The organism is Pseudoflavitalea rhizosphaerae, assembly GCF_003991355.1.
GTDB lineage: Bacteria > Bacteroidota > Bacteroidia > Chitinophagales > Chitinophagaceae > Pseudobacter > Pseudobacter rhizosphaerae.
Window position 1 is genome coordinate 62,702 of the sequence record NZ_RCSU01000020.1, and the last position, 17,978, is coordinate 80,679.

General features: G+C 45.4%; 17 protein-coding genes. 4 read left to right on the top strand and 13 right to left on the bottom strand.

What is annotated here, in order from left to right:
* The first annotated feature begins 142 nt into the window (after positions 1–142).
* Positions 143–1,408: a type II restriction endonuclease gene (locus D9Y29_RS24710; RefSeq protein WP_127132928.1), complete on the top strand. Its 1,266-nt coding sequence runs from the start codon at positions 143–145 to the stop codon at positions 1,406–1,408.
* On the opposite strand, the gene dcm is transcribed toward D9Y29_RS24710, so the two are convergent.
* From dcm to D9Y29_RS24760, 11 genes are all read right to left on the bottom strand, one after another.
* Positions 1,397–2,668: a DNA (cytosine-5-)-methyltransferase gene (gene dcm / locus D9Y29_RS24715; RefSeq protein WP_127132929.1), complete on the bottom strand. Its 1,272-nt coding sequence runs from the start codon at positions 2,666–2,668 to the stop codon at positions 1,397–1,399. The two genes, D9Y29_RS24710 and dcm, sit on opposite strands and share 12 nt — an antisense overlap.
* Before the next feature lie 168 nt (positions 2,669–2,836).
* On the bottom strand, positions 2,837–3,265 hold the full coding sequence (locus D9Y29_RS24720; RefSeq protein WP_127132930.1) for a very short patch repair endonuclease: 429 nt from the start codon (positions 3,263–3,265) through the stop codon (positions 2,837–2,839).
* A gap of 53 nt (positions 3,266–3,318) precedes the next feature.
* Entirely contained in the window at positions 3,319–3,636 is a 318-nt protein-coding gene (locus D9Y29_RS26830) for an NUDIX hydrolase (RefSeq protein ID WP_277601144.1), read from the bottom strand.
* Positions 3,637–3,642: 6 nt separating this feature from the next.
* Positions 3,643–3,795, bottom strand: coding sequence for a hypothetical protein (locus tag D9Y29_RS26835; protein ID WP_241238037.1), 153 nt, complete (start codon positions 3,793–3,795; stop codon positions 3,643–3,645).
* 84 nt (positions 3,796–3,879) lie between these two features.
* Positions 3,880–4,287 carry a DinB family protein gene (locus tag D9Y29_RS24730; RefSeq protein ID WP_127132931.1) on the bottom strand — a complete coding sequence of 136 codons (408 nt, stop codon included), beginning with the start codon at positions 4,285–4,287 and terminating at the stop codon, positions 3,880–3,882.
* 45 nt (positions 4,288–4,332) lie between these two features.
* A complete protein-coding gene (locus tag D9Y29_RS24735; RefSeq protein WP_127132932.1) occupies positions 4,333–5,205 on the bottom strand; it encodes an AraC family transcriptional regulator in 873 nt (290 codons plus the stop codon).
* A 93-nt stretch (positions 5,206–5,298) separates the two neighbouring features.
* Complete coding sequence (locus tag D9Y29_RS24740; RefSeq protein WP_127132933.1) at positions 5,299–6,072, bottom strand: DUF4397 domain-containing protein; 774 nt, start codon at positions 6,070–6,072, stop codon at positions 5,299–5,301.
* Between the two features lie 26 nt (positions 6,073–6,098).
* Positions 6,099–7,577, bottom strand: coding sequence for a RagB/SusD family nutrient uptake outer membrane protein (locus D9Y29_RS24745; RefSeq protein WP_127132934.1), 1,479 nt, complete (start codon positions 7,575–7,577; stop codon positions 6,099–6,101).
* A gap of 11 nt (positions 7,578–7,588) precedes the next feature.
* Complete coding sequence (locus D9Y29_RS24750) at positions 7,589–11,095, bottom strand: SusC/RagA family TonB-linked outer membrane protein (RefSeq protein ID WP_164735542.1); 3,507 nt, start codon at positions 11,093–11,095, stop codon at positions 7,589–7,591.
* Positions 11,096–11,231: 136 nt separating this feature from the next.
* Positions 11,232–12,446 carry a FecR family protein gene (locus D9Y29_RS24755; RefSeq protein WP_127132936.1) on the bottom strand — a complete coding sequence of 405 codons (1,215 nt, stop codon included), beginning with the start codon at positions 12,444–12,446 and terminating at the stop codon, positions 11,232–11,234.
* A 78-nt stretch (positions 12,447–12,524) separates the two neighbouring features.
* Positions 12,525–13,130: an RNA polymerase sigma factor gene (locus tag D9Y29_RS24760; RefSeq protein WP_127132937.1), complete on the bottom strand. Its 606-nt coding sequence runs from the start codon at positions 13,128–13,130 to the stop codon at positions 12,525–12,527.
* 120 nt (positions 13,131–13,250) lie between these two features.
* On the opposite strand from D9Y29_RS24760, the gene D9Y29_RS24765 reads away from it, so the two are divergent.
* The 3 genes from D9Y29_RS24765 to D9Y29_RS24775 are packed head-to-tail and all read left to right on the top strand — an operon-like array spanning position 13,251 to position 16,627.
* Positions 13,251–13,925, top strand: coding sequence for a vWA domain-containing protein (locus tag D9Y29_RS24765; RefSeq protein WP_127132938.1), 675 nt, complete (start codon positions 13,251–13,253; stop codon positions 13,923–13,925).
* Positions 13,922–14,683 carry a PP2C family serine/threonine-protein phosphatase gene (locus D9Y29_RS24770; RefSeq protein ID WP_127132939.1) on the top strand — a complete coding sequence of 254 codons (762 nt, stop codon included), beginning with the start codon at positions 13,922–13,924 and terminating at the stop codon, positions 14,681–14,683. Before D9Y29_RS24765 ends, D9Y29_RS24770 begins: the two co-directional genes overlap by 4 nt.
* Positions 14,684–14,686: 3 nt before the next feature.
* Positions 14,687–16,627 carry a protein kinase domain-containing protein gene (locus D9Y29_RS24775; protein ID WP_127132940.1) on the top strand — a complete coding sequence of 647 codons (1,941 nt, stop codon included), beginning with the start codon at positions 14,687–14,689 and terminating at the stop codon, positions 16,625–16,627.
* On the opposite strand, the gene D9Y29_RS24780 is transcribed toward D9Y29_RS24775, so the two are convergent.
* Entirely contained in the window at positions 16,624–17,559 is a 936-nt protein-coding gene (locus D9Y29_RS24780) for a YwqG family protein (protein ID WP_127132941.1), read from the bottom strand. The two genes, D9Y29_RS24775 and D9Y29_RS24780, sit on opposite strands and share 4 nt — an antisense overlap.
* Before the next feature lie 188 nt (positions 17,560–17,747).
* Positions 17,748–17,975 carry an exodeoxyribonuclease VII small subunit gene (gene xseB / locus D9Y29_RS24785; RefSeq protein WP_127132942.1) on the bottom strand — a complete coding sequence of 76 codons (228 nt, stop codon included), beginning with the start codon at positions 17,973–17,975 and terminating at the stop codon, positions 17,748–17,750.
* Positions 17,976–17,978: the final 3 nt, after the last annotated feature.

The window sequence follows — 17,978 nt, forward strand, 5'->3', positions numbered from 1 at the left end:
TAATGTTTGCTTCTAAAATGTAGCTAGTTGGAGAATGGATCATTATCAAATCCTCGGTTTCTTGTGAAGGAAGTAACTGTTACAAAATTTTCATTAAATTGTAAATTATGTGTTCTAATACAATGGACACTTATAACTAAGCATGAATAAAAAGGGATATTTATCGCAATATTTTGTAGCAGTTGCTGCTAAAAGACTTTCAACTGTAGAAGTAAACATTAAGAAATCTAACCAGCATGAATTTAATGGTTCCGAAGCCTTAAAAAAAGTTCTTGGGACTAATGAATATGGAGACACTGTAACATTTAAGAGCAGATTTGTTTGGATAGAAGACGACAATGCAACTACTACCGCAGACGCGCAACTCTCCTGGTACAATGCTAGATTCGGTAAAGAAAGGGCAGCAGAGTGGAGGTTATATTTCCCTACTACAGATGTTTCTCAACGTGCACAGGCCGGAGATCTTTTGATAATTGCCCGACGACCTGATGATACATTACTTTGTATAATAACTCCCGCTCAGACTACTGTGGAGAGTCAATTACTCTGGCTATTTGAAGTTCCTGTACAGTCAGGCAAAAGCTTTGTTTACCAGGATTTCCAACAATCAGGGGATAAAGAAATAAGTTTTCCTGTCCGCTTCATACTTGAAGAATTGGGTATTGAAATAGAAGACACTGAAACGGATTATCTCGATTCGATACTTTCAAGGTTCAAAGGTAAGATGCCTACTACAAAAGAATTTTCTATCCTAACAAGACAAACGCTTAAAGATATATATCCATTGGATGATCCTGATGCAGCAATAATGTCCTGGATGAGTCACGAAGAGAAGCTGTTCAGAAGGATGGAACGATTTGAACTGGAAAAAAGATTACGACAAGGTTTTTTTGATAAAAAAGGTAATGCCGACGTTGAAGGATTCCTAAAATTTTCATTAAGTATTCAAAATACCCGAAAGTCAAGGGCCGGTCTTGCTCTTGAAAATCATACAGAAGAAATATTCAGGCTTCATCAAATCAAATTTGACAGAGCAAAAGTGACGGAGAACAAAGCAAAACCAGATTTTCTATTTCCTGGAGCAAGGGAATATCATTTGGCGTCTTTTAAAAATGAAAATCTAACAATGCTTGGAGTAAAAACAACTTGTAAAGATAGATGGAGGCAAGTCCTTAGTGAAGCTAACCGCATTAAGAACAAACACCTTCTAACTCTTGAACCAGGAATCAGCGAGAATCAAACCAATGAAATGATGGCACACGGACTCCAATTGATATTACCCGCTTCAATCCATACAACCTTTAGTACTGCTCAAAGAAGTTGGCTTATGAATCTTAAAGAATTTATTTCACATTTAAGATCCAGACAGGTTAATCTTAAGGATTTTTCCGGAGAACTATTTTCGTGACTTCTTTACAGGCGCCTTCTTGAGTACTTCAACAATTTGTTCACCAATTGCCCTGATTAGAGGTACTACCACAGAATTTCCAAACTGCTTATATGCCTGATTCATTGAAACTCTATCAATAACAAAGTTATCTGGATACCCCTGAAGCCGGGCAGCTTCACGAACTGTAAGCCTTCGGGGATTCATATCTTTTTGGGGAATTAATATTTCAGCACCGTCTTTATAATATCTGGCACTCATTGTTCTGGAAATGCCATTTAAGTCAACTAAGCCAAATCCAAATCCATTTCCTTTCTCCTTATGCTTACGAGCATAGCCTTGTAAATACTCCCAGAGGTTATCGGAAAGCGTGTATTTGGGATCTGCTTTATGTTCCAAAATTTCTTTTATCCTTCTCTCAGGTAGCGGAAGTTCGGGAAATGAAAAGGCTTCTTCCCCTTTGAAAACCTTCTTGTCAAAGCCCACCATAAAGGTCCTTTCACGATGCTGAGGGACAAAGTGTTTTCCGTTGAGTACTTTTGAATAAAAGGTATAGCCAAGTTCTTCCAGTGTTTCTTTTATTACTTTAAAAGTATTGCCCCTATCGTGGGACACCAGATTTTTTACATTTTCCAAAAAAAATGCCTTTGGTCGTTTCTCTTTAATAATTTCTGCGACATGAAAGAAGAGGTTTCCTTGTTTCTCATCCTCGAAACCATGTTTCCTCCCTAAGCTATTTTTCTTAGAAACTCCGGCAATCGAAAACGGCTGACAGGGGAATCCACCGCACAACAAATCAAACTTTTCAGGCACCCATTTTCTTGTTTCTGCTTTGGTAATATCTCCAAAAGGGATCTCACCAAAGTTCGCGTAATAAGTTCTTTGCGCCATTTTATCCCACTCCGAGGAAAAAACACACTCTCCTTTGAGGCTTTGGAGAGCAAGCCTGAATCCTCCAACACCCGCAAACAGATCTATAAATGTGAATTCGGGTTTTGAAGGCTTTTGAAATGGAACATTTTGATCATCATATTTAATAATGTATTGCAGAGCTTTCTCTGCAACCTTATCATTCATCTTTTCAGCAAAGTGCCCATTAATCATTTCCTTCCCGTATTGAATAGCGTTTCTTTTATACACATTCTTATTTGAGTGCAGATAATGACTAATAATTGCAGAACGATGGTTTTCCGGGCCAAAAAGATGCCCCTTCCATAACTTTTCAATTAATGGTTGAAGAGAGGTTTCGAGAGTTTTGCTTTCTTGTTCTATGCTTTGCATTTATTAATCGTTTCTCTTAAATCAATCAAAAATTCTTTCCTGAAAACGCAGTTTTGGACAGAACTTATATCTTCGCAAAAAATAACGTGGTCCAATACATCTTACAAAGATACATCAAGCAATAATGACTTTAATATCCACCTTCAGTATGGAAATGTGAATTGCTGTCTATTCTTGAATGTTCTGCTTAAGTTCGGCCCAAAGATTACTTAAAGTTGACTCTATGGTATTAGTCTTGAGTTCGCATTCCCAAATGGTAATCACCTTCCATCCTTGTTTTATGAGAGCCCCGATAGCCTTTTGATCATTTGCTGTATTGATTTCAATCTTATTCAACCACCACTCAGTTCTTGTTTTAGGCACAACAAAATATCTACAACCCTCATGGCCATGCCAAAAGCAGCCATGAATAAATATTATAGCATTATATTTTGGTAAAACAAGGTCAGGTTTTCCAGGAAGTGTTTTATCATTTAGCTTATACCGAAAACCTTTTGAGTGCAAAAATTTTCTAACCAGTAATTCTGGCTTCGTATTCTTGCTCTTGATTCTACTCATGTTAAAGCTACGGGTAGCTTTGTCATGTACGTCTGCCATGTTCTATTAATAGTTACCTGCTTTTGAGGGAATGCTGCCAGCAGGGCTACAATTTATGCTTTTCTATTCTTTTTATAGCTTTTTATCGATTTGGCTAGCTGCTCCAAAAGCCCTGCTTGCGCATTTGAGATCTTCTCCAAGGCCTCCTTCACTCTAAGCCACTCCCACCTATCCACTTCTGGAAACTTGATCATTTTTCCTGATTTGAGTGGCCACTCCACTGTAAACTTATTAAATACAAAATTCGAAGTATCTGCGTTTCCCATCACCGCCCAGGCATGCACAATCTTCCCCGATTTCTGCTTTACAGGAGTTAATTGAATTAATGGCCCTTCAATTGACAACCCGGTTTCTTCTCTGAATTCCCGAATAGCAGCCTAAAGCGGTTCTTCTTCAATGTATTCTCCCTTGAGAATGCTCCATGCACCTAAGTCTTTGTTTTTCCAGAACGGCCCTCCTGGATGTGCCAACAGCACTTCTAATTCTTTTTTCTTAATTCTATACATCAATGTCCCTGCACTCTGCTTCACTACAAAATGAACACAATTTTGATACCTAACCCAAAAAACTCCGCCGGTCACCCGGGGAGTTCCGCCTCATGGCTATCTAAACAACTAGTACACATACTCCGGCACTTCCTGCCCCTGCACACGCAAATGCAGTACGGCCTGCCCCCTGTGATGCGTCACATGATCCAGCGTGGCATGCACACCCTTCACTTCTTCTTCATTCAACGCCCGGTCTTTGATGGCTTTTTCCAGTCCGGCATATGCTTTCTCCAAATAATTCAACACCTCTTTCTTGTCTTTACTCACAACTCCGGGCGCCCAATCCATCTGCTCACCACGAACATAATTCGATCCCCACCACTCAATACCATAGGCAATATGATGAAGCAGTTCTTTAAAATTCCAACCACTGTCCACAGGCTTGGTTTCGTATTTCCCGGGAGGCATGGCATTGGCCACATCCAACGTATATTTCTTTGAGGTGTTTACCAGATTCAAGAGATGCTCTTTCATAATAATTTATTTAGAGCAAAGCTAAAACCGCCGTTTGGCGACCACTTAAGAAATCTTGCTAATTACCGGAAACCTGAATTGTTGATTCCGGAAAACACCCGGAGCGCATTCATATTTTTTCTTGAAAGCTCCATTGAAGTACTCGATACTGTTGAATCCTGATCTAAAAGCAATATCCGCAACAGGAGAGCTTGTGGTCCGCAGCAGCAGCGCGGCATGTTGCAGCCTGGTGTCTGCCAGGTATTGATGAGGCGGTACTTTGGTAAAAGTCCGGAAGATGCGGCTAAAATGGAAAGGACTCACGTAGCAATAAGAAGCCAGCTCCATCAGTGAAATATCGGAAGTGAAATTATTGGTGATGTATTCTTTTGCCCGTTCGATGGTCAGCAGGTGGTTCTTTTTCATCTTACTGTTGATGGCAGGATCGGGGTGATAATCAGTAACCTCTCCCAGCACTTTGTCCATTATCTCCAGCACCAGGTTATCGATTTGCAGCTTACTGCCTTTTCGCGTATTGACCAATTGCCAGACCATATAATGCAATAGCTCTGTAGATGCAATGGTGCGGATCAGGGTAGAATGCCAGTCCTCATCATGAAAAAAACGGCAATGCTTATAATGCTCTTTTATGATTGTAAAAAAATCCTTGCGGAACTCAAGGATCGTACATTGGTCCGGCACGGAGTGGGCGTGTGTGACTGTTCTTTCATATCCAGGCTTGGTGATCAGCACACAGCCAATATAGGAATCCAGTGAATGCCTGTACACATTGAACAAAAAATTCCCCTTCCGTACAAAGCTGATCCCAAAGGTATCGCTGTATTCAGGCTTCGAAGTAGTACATTCCGTGCACCTGCACCGGAAGTCCAGGATGCGGTAGAAGTCCGACTGATAAAGTGTATGGATGTCTGCCTGCATGCGTCAATAAAGTTACTGAATTTCCGTAGCAGGTACCCTGAAAACAAAAAAACCGGCGGGGTCACCGCCGGTTGAAGGATTATACTAAAAATATTATCCGGGGAAGAAATGTCTTACCAAAAGGACCTTCAACACATATTCACCAGTAGTGGCTGCCGGATCGCCAATCAGTGCAATGGAATAATTATTCCTTCTCCAGGGATTAGGCAATGTTGCATCACCTGGCAGGTTGATATTTTCCAGTGTAGCAGTTGCCAGAATATTTCCGGTAACCTGGTCTTTGAATCGAATCTGATAGTTGCTAACTTTTGATTGTGCGGATAAAGGGATCCAGTTGCTCTTTGCTTTATAGACGATACTTGTTGCGCCTGTTTGCGGCACTTCATCGATCTCTGCCGATACCGGATTTGTGCCCCGTGAAAGATTGAGAAAACGGACAGAAAAACTGCTGTCGTTAACTGCATAGGCAGGGAATTGCTCTTTGATCAACACAGTATCTATTTGCGCCCTGTTCCCCGACAGGAATAACGTGTACATGTCTGCGGGCACTATATCCAATACTACCGAAGCAAGTGGCGAATCATGTTCCGTTGTATCCCCGTAGCCATAGATATCGAGCTTGTTCGGGCCGGGAGGAAGACTTTGAAAATTATAAGAGGTAGGCGATGCATACCTGAACGCCTGAGTAACATCATAAAAGATCAACCGCTTATCAATTCCGAAATCTGCCGTTAGTAGCTCTGCATTCACTACGGCATTCACATAGTTGAGAGATCCCGATGCGGTATAACCAGTATTCTTTTTACAGGAGACTACTATTGCCATCAGCAACATTGTCAGTAAAAGAACAGGATTTGCTTTTTTCATTTTACAGGAGTTGATGCTGTGAACAATTAGTACTTGGGATTCTGATTAAGATTGGGGTTACGGGTGATCTCATCCGGAGGGAGTGGGAACAACAACTGGTAATCGCCCAGCCAGGGCTGTTTTGCGGGAATGGCAGACAGTACTGCTGCTGCCTTGCCGGTTCTTTTGAGATCGAAGAACCTATGGCCCCATTCACCGAACAGTTCCACCTGTCTTTCATGCATGATCGCTTGCAGCACTTCGTCGTTGCTGAGTGAGTAAGGCAGGGGAGTTGTGAGCCCGGCCCTGTTACGGATCTCATTCACATCATCCAGGGCAGCATTCTTATCTGCTGAAGGGCCTAACAGCAATGCTTCTGCGCGGATCAGCAGCAGTTCACTCAATCTTATCGGCGTACTGTATTCATCGGGACTGCCGGCGCCCTGGCTGGCTTCCCCTTTCTTATACTTGTATGGGATTTGCCTGGTGATCTGATCATAAGTATTATCGATTATCCAGTTCACTCTTCGCTGATCACCGGCTTCAAACACATTCAGCAGTTGGGGAGAAACAAAGAAAGCCAGATTGGCCGTTTCCGCTGAAACGCCCAGCAAGGTGGCCCCTTCAGGGGTTGCGGAATAACGGGGAGATATAACCGTACTATGCTGCAGCTGCCAGATAGCTTCGTGGCTTTGGGTAGTGAAAGCATTGTTGAGGTCGGCCTCCAGCCAGTATTTACCTGTTTCACCAATTACTTCATTTGCCATCTGTAAGGCCGGTACATAATCCTTCCTGTATAATGAAACGCGGGCCAGCAGGGCTTTTGCCACAGCCTTATTCACACGAACCCTTCCGCCGGATTTAGATGGATATTCCTCCGGCAGCATTGCAATGGCATCTTTAAGGTCTGCAATGATCTGCTCATAAACTTTATCCACTGATGAACGGCTTAAAGACCTGGTTACATTGAAATCGATGGTAAGCGCAAGGGGCAGGTCGCCGAACATATTTACCAGGTTGAAATAAGAGAAGGCGCGCAGGAATTTGGATTCGCCTTTGAGTTGCATTCTCATTGCCTGCGTAAAGGGCTGAGCCGTGGATGCATCGATGCCTTCCAGGATGGCATTGCAACCGTAAATGCAGTCGTAGGCAGAATTCCAGAGAATTGCTGAAACATTGCCATTCTCTTCTTTGTTAAGTTTATTGGTATAGATCTTATAAAAGCTTAGCAGGTCTGTTCGTCCATATTGATATTCATCAGCGTTCAGTGCAAACACCAGGCTGGTAGCGCCCATCGCAAAACCCTTATCGCCAGATGACAAATTCGGATTAGAGCCATTGATCAGTTTGGTGTAAACACCTATCATGGCGGATTCAGCCTGCTCGTTGGAAGCAAATACCAGTGGAGTGACCAGTGTTCCCACTTTCGGTTCCAGCTCCAGTAGTTTTTTACAACCAGTAGCAGCAGTAATGGTCAGCAGCGCTGCCATCGTGAAAATGCGGGTTGAATATTTTATCGATTGCATACTGTTAAGTCTTAAAGTGAAAGTGAAAAACCTGCTGTAATGGACCGGGCCATCGGCATAGCTCCAACTCCCGTGGATTCCGGGTCCAGGCCTTCAGTATTGGAAATAAAGAAGAGATTACCGGAACGAAGGAAAACACTTCCGCTTCTCATCCTTATCTTTTGCATCCAGGAATCAGGGAAGCTGTAAGCAATGTTCACTGCTCCAAGGCGAAGCATTTTCATATCCATATAATAACCATCGGAGCTCCCGAAAAATGAATTTCCGGAATTACCCAATGTAGTTGGCGCAGCAAATCGCTTCACATCACCAGGTTTTTCCCAATAGTTGCCCAGTATATCTTTTGATACGTTCGACATACGGCCGAGATACTCACTCGGGAAGGCAACGTTCCTGATAAATTTCCGCATGAAACTGAACTGCAGGTTCATGCTCCAGTTCCTGTAGCTTAGATTGGCGCCAAATCCCCCGGTATATTTAGGAGCGAGATCGATGGCAACGGACCTGTCGTCGTGCCCTTCCAGCATCGGAACATCCTGCCTGATATTGATAACGCCGTTCTTATTGGCATCTTCAAAACTATATTGCCCTGTCTGCGGGTTCACGCCCAGGTAATGCAACAGGTAAACAGTGTTTACTGATCTTCCGATTGTATAAAAATTCAGGAAAGGAGAGTGTTCGAAGTCAGGATAAGAGGCCAGCTTGTTCCTGTTAAAGGCGATATTGAAATTCAGTCCGAGTTTGAACTGTTTGTTCTCGATCACCCTTCCCAATAATTGTATCTCATGTCCGGAATTCTGCAGGACGGCGGGGAAATTGGCTGTGACTGTCGGGAAGCCGGTGGAATAAGGAACAGGAAAGTCTGTGAGCTGGTCCTCGATCCGTTCCTTGTAATATGTATATTCAAGCAAAATGCGATCATTAATAAAACCGGCGCTGAGACCGAGATCCAGCTTCTTATTCAGTTGCCAGTGATAGTCTTCATTCACATGCAACTGACTAACCAATGGATTCAGACCGTCATAGGGTTGATAAAAAAGGCCATCAAAGCCCGGCACAGTGTTAGACCATTGGGTGATATACCTGTAATCTCCCACCTGGTCCGATCCAACAAGACCATAAGTTGTTCTGAATTTCAGCAGCGTTACTTCTTCCGGCAGCCAGTTCCTGATCCATTTTTCTTCCGATGCGATCCAGGATGCGCCTATCGATCCAAAATTCCCGAACTGATTGTTCTTTCCGAAACGTGATGATCCATCCCTTCTTCCATTCAGGTTCACGATGTATTTCTCATCCCAGTTGAAAGATAATCTTCCGAACACACCGCCATATTTGTACTGCCCCCTGAGACTTTGCCCCATCAGGTAAGGAGCCAGTGAAAGGGATCCCAGGAATGCGTCATTGGTATACAACATTCCTAAATTGGAAACAGAATTGGTAGTATTGGTTTGATAACTTGCGCCAGCAATGGCATCGATCCTGCCCAGGCCAAACCTCAAGCGATAATTCAATTGAGGTTCGATGATCCAGTTCCTCACATTGGTGCTACTCATATTGGAAGTACCCATGGCAAACTGCCCGTAGAAATCCACATTCTGCCCGGCAATGGGAATGATCATGGAAGTGTTATTGTCGGAAGTGCTGTAACCGATATTCACACTCGCTTTCAGATCATTGAGGATATCATAGCTCAGGTTCAGGGAGAGGTTCATCAGGTTGGTTCCGGCTTTGTAGGCATTCTCCATCACGCCGAAAGGAAAATCATCCGGGCGGCCTGCATCATTGTATTCTTTGAAATTGTACCTGCCATCCGGTGCGTAAATGGGAGGAGCATTGGGAGCAAGTGTGGTGGTGGAGGGCAACATCCTCAGTTTCACTTCTGTTCTCGTGTATTTACCAACAAAGTTCATCCGGAATTTCCGGGTGAGCGAAGTGTGACCAAGACTGAACTGGAGATTATACACATCGTTGGAACCTGCTTTGGTGGTAATATCGGAAATGCTGCTGTAGCCGCCGCTGAGGCGGTAAGTGGTGAATTCATTGCCACCTCCCAGTGAGGCATCCACGAAAGTGGATTTACCCCGGTTGCCCCAGAGTTCTTTCTGCCAGTCTGTATACCTGGTGGTATCCCAGAGTTTCAGATCGGGAGCAGATTGAAAGGTGGGCTCGATGCCGTCATTGGCAAAGGCAGCTTTTCTGATCTGCAAATACTCCTGCGTATTGAGCATGTCCCAGCGTGATGTAACCAAATTCACTCCTGTATTTACGTTCATATTGAAAATGGCGCCGCCTTTGTTGCTGCCTTTCTTGCTGGTAACGAGTATCACACCGTTAGATCCGCGTGAACCATAAATAGCGGTTGCATCAGCATCTCTCAGTACTTCTATACTTTCTATGTCTGCAGGATTGAGACCGAAGAAAGGATTTTGTCCGCCCGCAGGATTCAGGGTCAGGCCCTGCGTTAGTCCCTGTCCACCATTTTCGAAACTGATCGGCCCCAGTTCCAGAACGGTCATTGGCACACCGTCAATGATCACAAGTGGATCGCCGGTGAAATCGCGGCTCAATGATTTTCGGCCACGGATCTCCATCTTGATCCTTCCGCTTACATAGCCTGCTTCAGGAGTCACTACCAATCCGGGTACTCGTCCCTGCAAAGCGAGCATCGGGTTCACCACATTGGCCTTGCTGATCTCATCCCCCGAAACTTTTGTGATGGCGCCTGTTCCGGTACGGCGGGTAGTGGTTCCATAGCCTTGTATCACTACCTGGTCCAGCTGGTTTTCGGCCAGCTGAAGATGTATCAGCACTTCGGCAGATTCACCTACACGCACATACGCAGTTTTGTACCCGATGAAACTGGCAATAAGGGTATCGCCTGTTTCCACATCCTTCAAACGGAAATAGCCGCTTGCGTTGGTGGAAGTTCCTTTCTTAGTTCTTTTATTGGTGATGCTGGCGCCGCCGAGCGGCTCACCGCTGAGGTTTCGCAACAGTCCCCAAACTTCACGCCCCTGGTCCGGGAAAAGATCGAAGCCAATCTTTCCGGGTTCAGGTTTTGATTCCGGTAGCGGCAACGCCTGAGCTGCTATGAAAATGGTTTTACCATCGATGCTGTAAGTGAGCGGCTGGTTAGTGAGAACGAGGTTGAGAAAAGAAGTGAGCGGCATCTTGTCTGCATTCACAGTTACCGGTCTGGTATTGGCAAAGAGGCTGTTATTGCCGAATACCACGTAGCCGGTTTGTTCTTTGATCACTGAAAAAACTTTCCGGAGCGGAATATCTTTCCCTGTAAGTGTTACGGTCTGCGACAAACCGGAAGCCTGAACATTCAGCAGTGCAACGGTGAGTAAAAGGATGGTCAGTCTCATCACAGTCACTATTTGTTTTCGGTGATAGCGAAGATTGGCTACTGCAGGCGCATGCTTCGCTAACGGGGTTTTGGTTGTCCGGTAACCGGATGGCCTGGGGTGGGGTATGGCCATAGGGGTACTGAACCAATCAGCAGTTTTTTGCATAAATTGCATTGTTTGGTTGAAAGAAAAAATTGCTTCGTCAGTGATTTAGAACTCAGCTCAAACGCTTTCCGGAAGTGCGTCGAACCACTTCCGGTTTTGTTTTAAGTTCGTACTGTATAGGATTGGTTCTGGTTACTTATGGATATACTACCAATTTTTTCCCCTCTTCAATTCTGAAGTTGACACCTGCGCCTTCGAGACCTTTGAGCAGACCGGCAAGACTAACATCCCTGCTCACTTCTCCGAAGAAGGTGATATTGGGTACGTCTTTTTCATACACGATCTCTATATCATACCATCTTGCCAGTTGCATCATTGCATCTTCCAGCTTCACACCATTGAAATTGAAGAGTCCGTTTTTCCAGGCTAATACTTTCCCTATGTCAACATTATTCAGAACATTGAGCGCTCCCCGCGATGTTTCAGCAGCTGTGATCTTCGCCTGCTGCCCGGGCTTCAACACCACACTGTTGATCCTGCTTTCTACATTATTGTCTGTGATCACGCGTACTGCTCCTTCCACCAGCGTGGCTTTGATCACTTTCTCGTTGTTGTAGGAACTGATATTGAAAGCGGTTCCCAACACTTCCACCACTGTACTGTTGTTCACCAGCGCCCTGAATGGCATGGAGGCATTTTTGGCTACTTCGAAATAGGCTTCACCAGTAATTTCCACTTTTCTTTCGGTACCGGTGAACATAGTGGGATACCTGAGTGAACTGGCTGCATTGAGCCAGACCTTTGTTCCGTCGGGCAGCACAACTGTGAACTGTCTGCCATTCGGCGTACTCATGGTATTATATCGAATGTCTGCAGCATTGGTTCCCTTGCCGTAAGTGATCTTTCCGTCTTCCAGGCTGATGCGGGCTCCATTCTCTATAGCGATGGTTCCATTGCCCAAGCTGTCAAGCAATACATTGCTTCCGTCAGCGAGTGTAAGCACAGCGCCATTCCTGCCGGGAGCCACATCAGTGGTGGTAGTGGCCACCTGCGGTGGTGCTTGCGTGGTTGAACCATTCTGTAACCAGAAATAAGTACCGATAACCAGCGCTGCCACAACAGCAGCGGCGGCCCAGCCCCAGCGCTTCAAAGGATACAGGCGACGAACAACGGCCGGCTGCCGGTTCGTTTCCAGGATTGTTTTCAACCTGATCTCCAAACGGTTCCGGAGATCCGCGGTGATAGCTTCTTCCGGAACTGCGGCTTTCATTTGTTCATGGATAAGGTCTTCTGTCAGCGGATCAGGTTTATCAGCACTCAACCATTGCAGGAGTTGATCTACATCTTCGGGTGAGCACTCGTTATCCATCAATTTCCGGTACAAGCTGGCAAAATTGTTGGGTTGCGTCACGATGGCTTTTTTTAGAGACGTTCAGGAATAATGATTCGGGTGGGTGTATTCCAATAAAATTCCGGAATTCCCCTTTTTTCATTTCGAATAGTATAAGGCGGCGATGAAAAGCAGTCCAATAGCGGTGTCTGCATTCCCGGTAATAAATTTCCGGATGGCCTGGTTGGCCTTCACGAAATGTTCTTTGACGGTATTGGGAGAAATGCCGAGTATTTCGGCTACTTCCTTGTAGCTATGTCCTTCAATGCGGCAGAGTTCGAAAACCCTTCTTTGCTGCGGCGGAAGGGTATCCAGCGCCTTGCTCACCAGGGCCTGACTGTCTTTCAGATGCAGGACCTCTTCGATATGACTGTAATTTTCAATGGCTGCCTGCCTGAATTTTTCGTACAATAATCTATCGCGTTTTACCTTGCGGTAGAAATCCATCAGCAGGTTGTAACCGGTACGATAGAGATAGGCGCTGAAGTTTTTTTCTATCGAAATGGATTCCCGTTTTTGCCAGATGCGTGAGAAAAGGTCCTGTATAATCTCTTCAGCAATCACTTCATCTTTCACCATTCGTACAAAATTCAGGTACAATGGTCCGCTGTAGTGGCGATACAGCGCGGTGAACGCTGCTTCATCCCCTTTTGCCATCCGCAAAAGGAGCTCGCCTTCCTGGGGTACCACAGTTTCACCTGACATGCCGTTAAAAAATTGGAGTGATTGCTACTAAGTGAATACGATTAAGAACACAATATTATCGAAAAGGAATTAAATGGGATTTATTACATTTATATAGATCAACACTTATAATTTCTCTACATGGATGAGTATATTTCTTTTGAGCAGATTCCCTTTGGAAGCGAAAGTTTTGCAGACAATCCTGAACCGAGATGCCCTTGTGTGTTGTTGCTGGATACTTCAGGCTCCATGTCGGGTAAACCCATCGCACAACTCAATGAAGGGATCCAAACGCTGAAAAAAGAATTGCTTGCCGACCCGCTCGCTTCCAAGAGAGTGGAAATTGCCATGATCACATTCGGTCCGGTTACAGTGGATGCGGATTTTTCCACTGTCACCAATTTCTTCCCGCGCCCGCTGGAAGCGGAAGGTGATACGCCGATGGGTACCGCCATCTCACTCGGGATCGATATGGTTACACGAAGAAAGAATGAATATAAGTCGCACGGTATCGGGTATTACAAACCCTGGATCATCCTCATCACGGATGGTGCGCCAACGGATAGTCATACCAAAGCAGCGATGCAGGTGAGGGAAGGTGAATCGATGAACTCCTTCGCTTTCTTTGCCATCGGTGTGGAGGATGCCAACTTCGATGTACTGCGCGAGATCTCCGTGCGTCAACCACTGAAACTGAAGGGGCTCATGTTCCGCGAATTCTTCATCTGGCTCTCCGGCTCTCTCAAAACCGTGAGCAGCAAGAATCCCGGCAATAAAGTGAACCTTTTACCTCCTACCGGTTGGGCCGAAGTATGATCTGGAAAACAATTGGACAATCCGTTACTGGAACTTCCCATCTGCAATCGCAGCGGGCCTGTGAAGATGCACTTGCCTTCAAGACCTGCGCTCTTCCTGACGGAGACGAAGCCCTGATCTGCTGTGCAAGCGATGGCGCAGGCAGTGCGAAGCATGCAGCAGAATCGGCCAACTATGTTGTTGCAACTGCCGTACAGGCGCTTTCGGAAGCAGTAGCAGCTGGTGAAGTTGTAGAAGAAACTTCTGTGATCACTGTCCTTGAAAAGATATATGATAACCTGTTGCAGCTTGCCAATGAAAAAAGCGAGAACATTAACGAATACTCCTGCACCCTTCTTGGGGCTGTGATCACAGAATTCACAGCAGTTTTCTTCCAGGTAGGCGATGGCGCCATCATCAGGGATACCAACGCAGACCAATACACTACAATCTGGTGGCCGCATAACGGCGAGTATTCCAATACCACCGCCTTCCTGGTAGACGACAGCAACATGAGCCATCTCCGGATAGTCACACTTCATGAAACCATCAAAGAAGTGGCACTGTTCACAGACGGGCTGCAACTGCTGACCCTGAACAATGAATCGCTCAGCGTGCACCAGCCATTCTTCGCAGACCTCTTCAAGTGGCTGCGAATGGCCACACAGGAAGATCACCTTGCCGTACTCAACCGGAAACTCGGAGAATACCTGAACAGCGAAGCCATCAACAACAGGACCGACGACGATAAAACCCTTTTTCTCGCAACTCGTTTCTGATCCATGATCAACCAACAGTACAGCGGCAACAAGGGCGTATATACTACGTCAAACCTTCTCGGAAAAGGAGGGGAAGGCGAAGTATATGAACTGGCAGACCATCCGGACCAGGTATTAAAAGTCTACTCGGAACCACTCAGCAGCAGCAAAGCCAATAAACTGCAACTGATGGTGAACCGCTACTCAGAACAAATGCAGGCATATGCCGCCTGGCCTACAGACCTGGTGCGCGATAAAAAAGGAAAACCCTGCGGCTTCGTGATGAAGAAGCTGGACAAGTATGTGCCGCTGCATATGCTCTTCAGCCCGATGGACAGGAAAAGGATCTTTCCGGACAAAGGCTATAACTTCTTGGTACATGTTGCGCGTAATATCGCTTCTGCTTTCCATACCCTGCATTCTTCAGGGATGGTTGTTGGTGATGTGAACGAAGGCAACCTGCTGGTGAATAAACAGGGTATGGTGGCCTTCATCGATTGCGATTCTTTCCAGTTATCCGATAACAACAATTATTTTTATTGTGAAGTGGGCGTGCCGCGATATACACCCCCGGAATTGCTTCAGCTTCCTTCTTTCGGGAACGTTGTGCGAACCGCCAATACCGATTCGTTCTCCATGGCCATCCTCATCTTCCAGTTATTGTTCCTGGGAAGACATCCTTTTGCGGGGATCAATCATACTGCTGAAGATATCGGTGAAGAGACCGCCATCCAGCGGCAACTGTTTGCCTACTCACTTCGTCAACACCATAAACTGATCACTCCTCCGAAAGACAGTTTCGATATCAACAGCCTTCCCAACAGCATCACCGATCTCTTTCACGATGCCTTTGAATCCACCACCAGGCCGATGCCTGCGCAATGGATAATAGCCACCAATCAATTGCTGCAACAGATGAGCCATTGCAGCAGGAGTAAGCTGCATATCTTTCCCAACAAGCTCAGCCATTGCCCCTGGTGCGAATTCCAGTCGAAAAGGAATATCCTTTACTTCATAGACGATCTGCATTCTGCGCAAAGCGCCATCCATAGCGACTTCGACAGGTTCATTCAGGGATTTGCCGTGGACCCGGTCTATTTTCCCGAACCGGACCTGAGCATTCCCGCACAACCATTGGCCGCAGCACAGCATAGTGGGCGAATGAAGAAATATGAACTGCAGCAAACAGTCATCAGCGCCCTGCTGCTATTGACTGCTGCCTTTGTTTTTATTTTCAGTACTACCAGCGGTTTTTTGGTACTTGGCCTTTCTGTGTTCTTTTATATGGGCATTCCCTGGAAATGGCGTCTCCAGGCTGAACTGAAAAGACATAAGGAGAAGCACCAGGACTTGTCGAAACAGCTCAACATGGCTGTGATCAGTTATCAGAGTACAAAAGACCTGGACCAATACAATCAGCATGGAAAGCGGATCATACTTTTGATAGCGCAGTATGGAGAAGTGCCGAAGACTATCCAGGTAAAGAAAAGACTGGAAGAGGAACGGATCTACAATCATCAGCTATATCAATTTCTGCAACAGTTCAGGCTAGAGGACCATTCCATTCCCGGCTTTGGCGCCAGCCGAAAACAAGCTTTGTACAATGCTGGCATTGTAACGGCATCGGATATTTCAAAGCTGGGGAATATCAAGGTGCAGGGCATCGGGCAGAAGTATGAGCAGATGCTGCTTTCCTGGCAAAGGCAGATGGCTGGTGGATTTATTTATTACCCGGACAATCAGCAACTCAACAAAGCCTTTCTGAAGATCATCGATGATGCTGCTCAATCCAAAAAGCAACTGGAACAGGAGATCAGGAGCCAGTATAACGGTCTGCAACAGCTGAAGCAACATATCCTGGCGAAAAGGAAGCAACTGCAATCCCAGATCAGTAATATCAGCCTGCAGGTGGCGCAGGCACAGGCCGAATTACAATCTTTCAGGCAACTGATCAAGGTGATTTAACCGCAATCCCAGGTGTAGAAAGTTTTACTGAAATCTTTATTGGCGAGATCGTTGGGATGAATAAAAAAATTGGCCACTCCCGCATCGCCCCACATGATCTTCTCATCGGAGTCTATCTGAAGCAGCAAAACAAATTCTTTGTCTTTTTCCCCGCGGTATTCGCGCGGATCGGTCTGTGTGAAATAGGCATAACCTCCCAGCTTATGACCTGAAGGTGTAAAATGATCATAGGCATAGGTCATTAGTTCTTCTTCCAGTTCGCCCTCATATTGCGCTGCGATCTGTTCCAGGGAAATACCTGGATTCATCTGATTGGAAACATTCCCCAGGCCAAAATATTCTTCCTTTAATTCGAATTGCAATGCATGGGGCTCTGATACCGGCACAGACTCCGACTCCATAGTAGCTTGAAGAAAACTGAAATCGGTTTGGAAGTTTTCAACTTCAGATTCTTCAAAGAAGAGGATTTTGAAATCATTGGGATGATTGTCGAACCGGTAACCAAAAGTATCATCTGCGGAAATATAAAACTGGAGATAGCCGGTTCTCGGGTAGCCTGGCATTGGCGGCAATTCCCTGAAATTGATCTGGGCCAGTGGGTACAGGTACTCTCCCTGTTGATTTTTTGGATAGGAGAAATTCAAAGGCAGTATTGGAAAAGAACCAAATTTGCTTTGCCCGGGCGCAAGTTCAGCGGCTGGCGTTGCTTTTATTTGGATGAAAGGCGTTCCTGATTGAGAGAGCTCGGGCCAGTAATTGGCAAAAGCGCGGGGAAGGACGAGACCAGGGACTACTTCGATTTTTTCAAGTAAAATTTCTGCATCTTCTTGTTGCGTTTTGTTCTCAATATTCGTCTGCCGCGTTGATTTAATTGTTGGAGGATCGATACGGTCGGCTTTCTTCTTTCGCAAGAAAAATTCAAATAGTCCCATACTTGTGAGTTAGAGGTACGTTAGTTATTCCTTTCTGAGTTTCCTTTATCTAAGTTCGGTAAAAAACATGAGCATTAACGGTAGTAATGCAACTACCATACCGGGAATCTGTATTTAAGAAACTGAAAGTGAGTACCTGCATTGGGACGGTGCTGTTTGCTATCAGAACAGGCATAGTAAAACTTTGATCAATCTTCCCGGAATGGGTCCCTGCCAGCAGCATCCAGTTCTTTGATGATCTTGTTCACGTCTTCTTCGGTAGTGGTAAGCCTGTTACGGCAAAAGCGGATCAACTCGGCAGCCCGCTTCACTTTTGTGGAAAGCTCATCAACGGAGATCTCTCCCTGTTCGATATCGTTCACAATCTGCTGCAACTCCTCAAACGCCTGTGTATAATCCAATGACGTAGATTCCATATG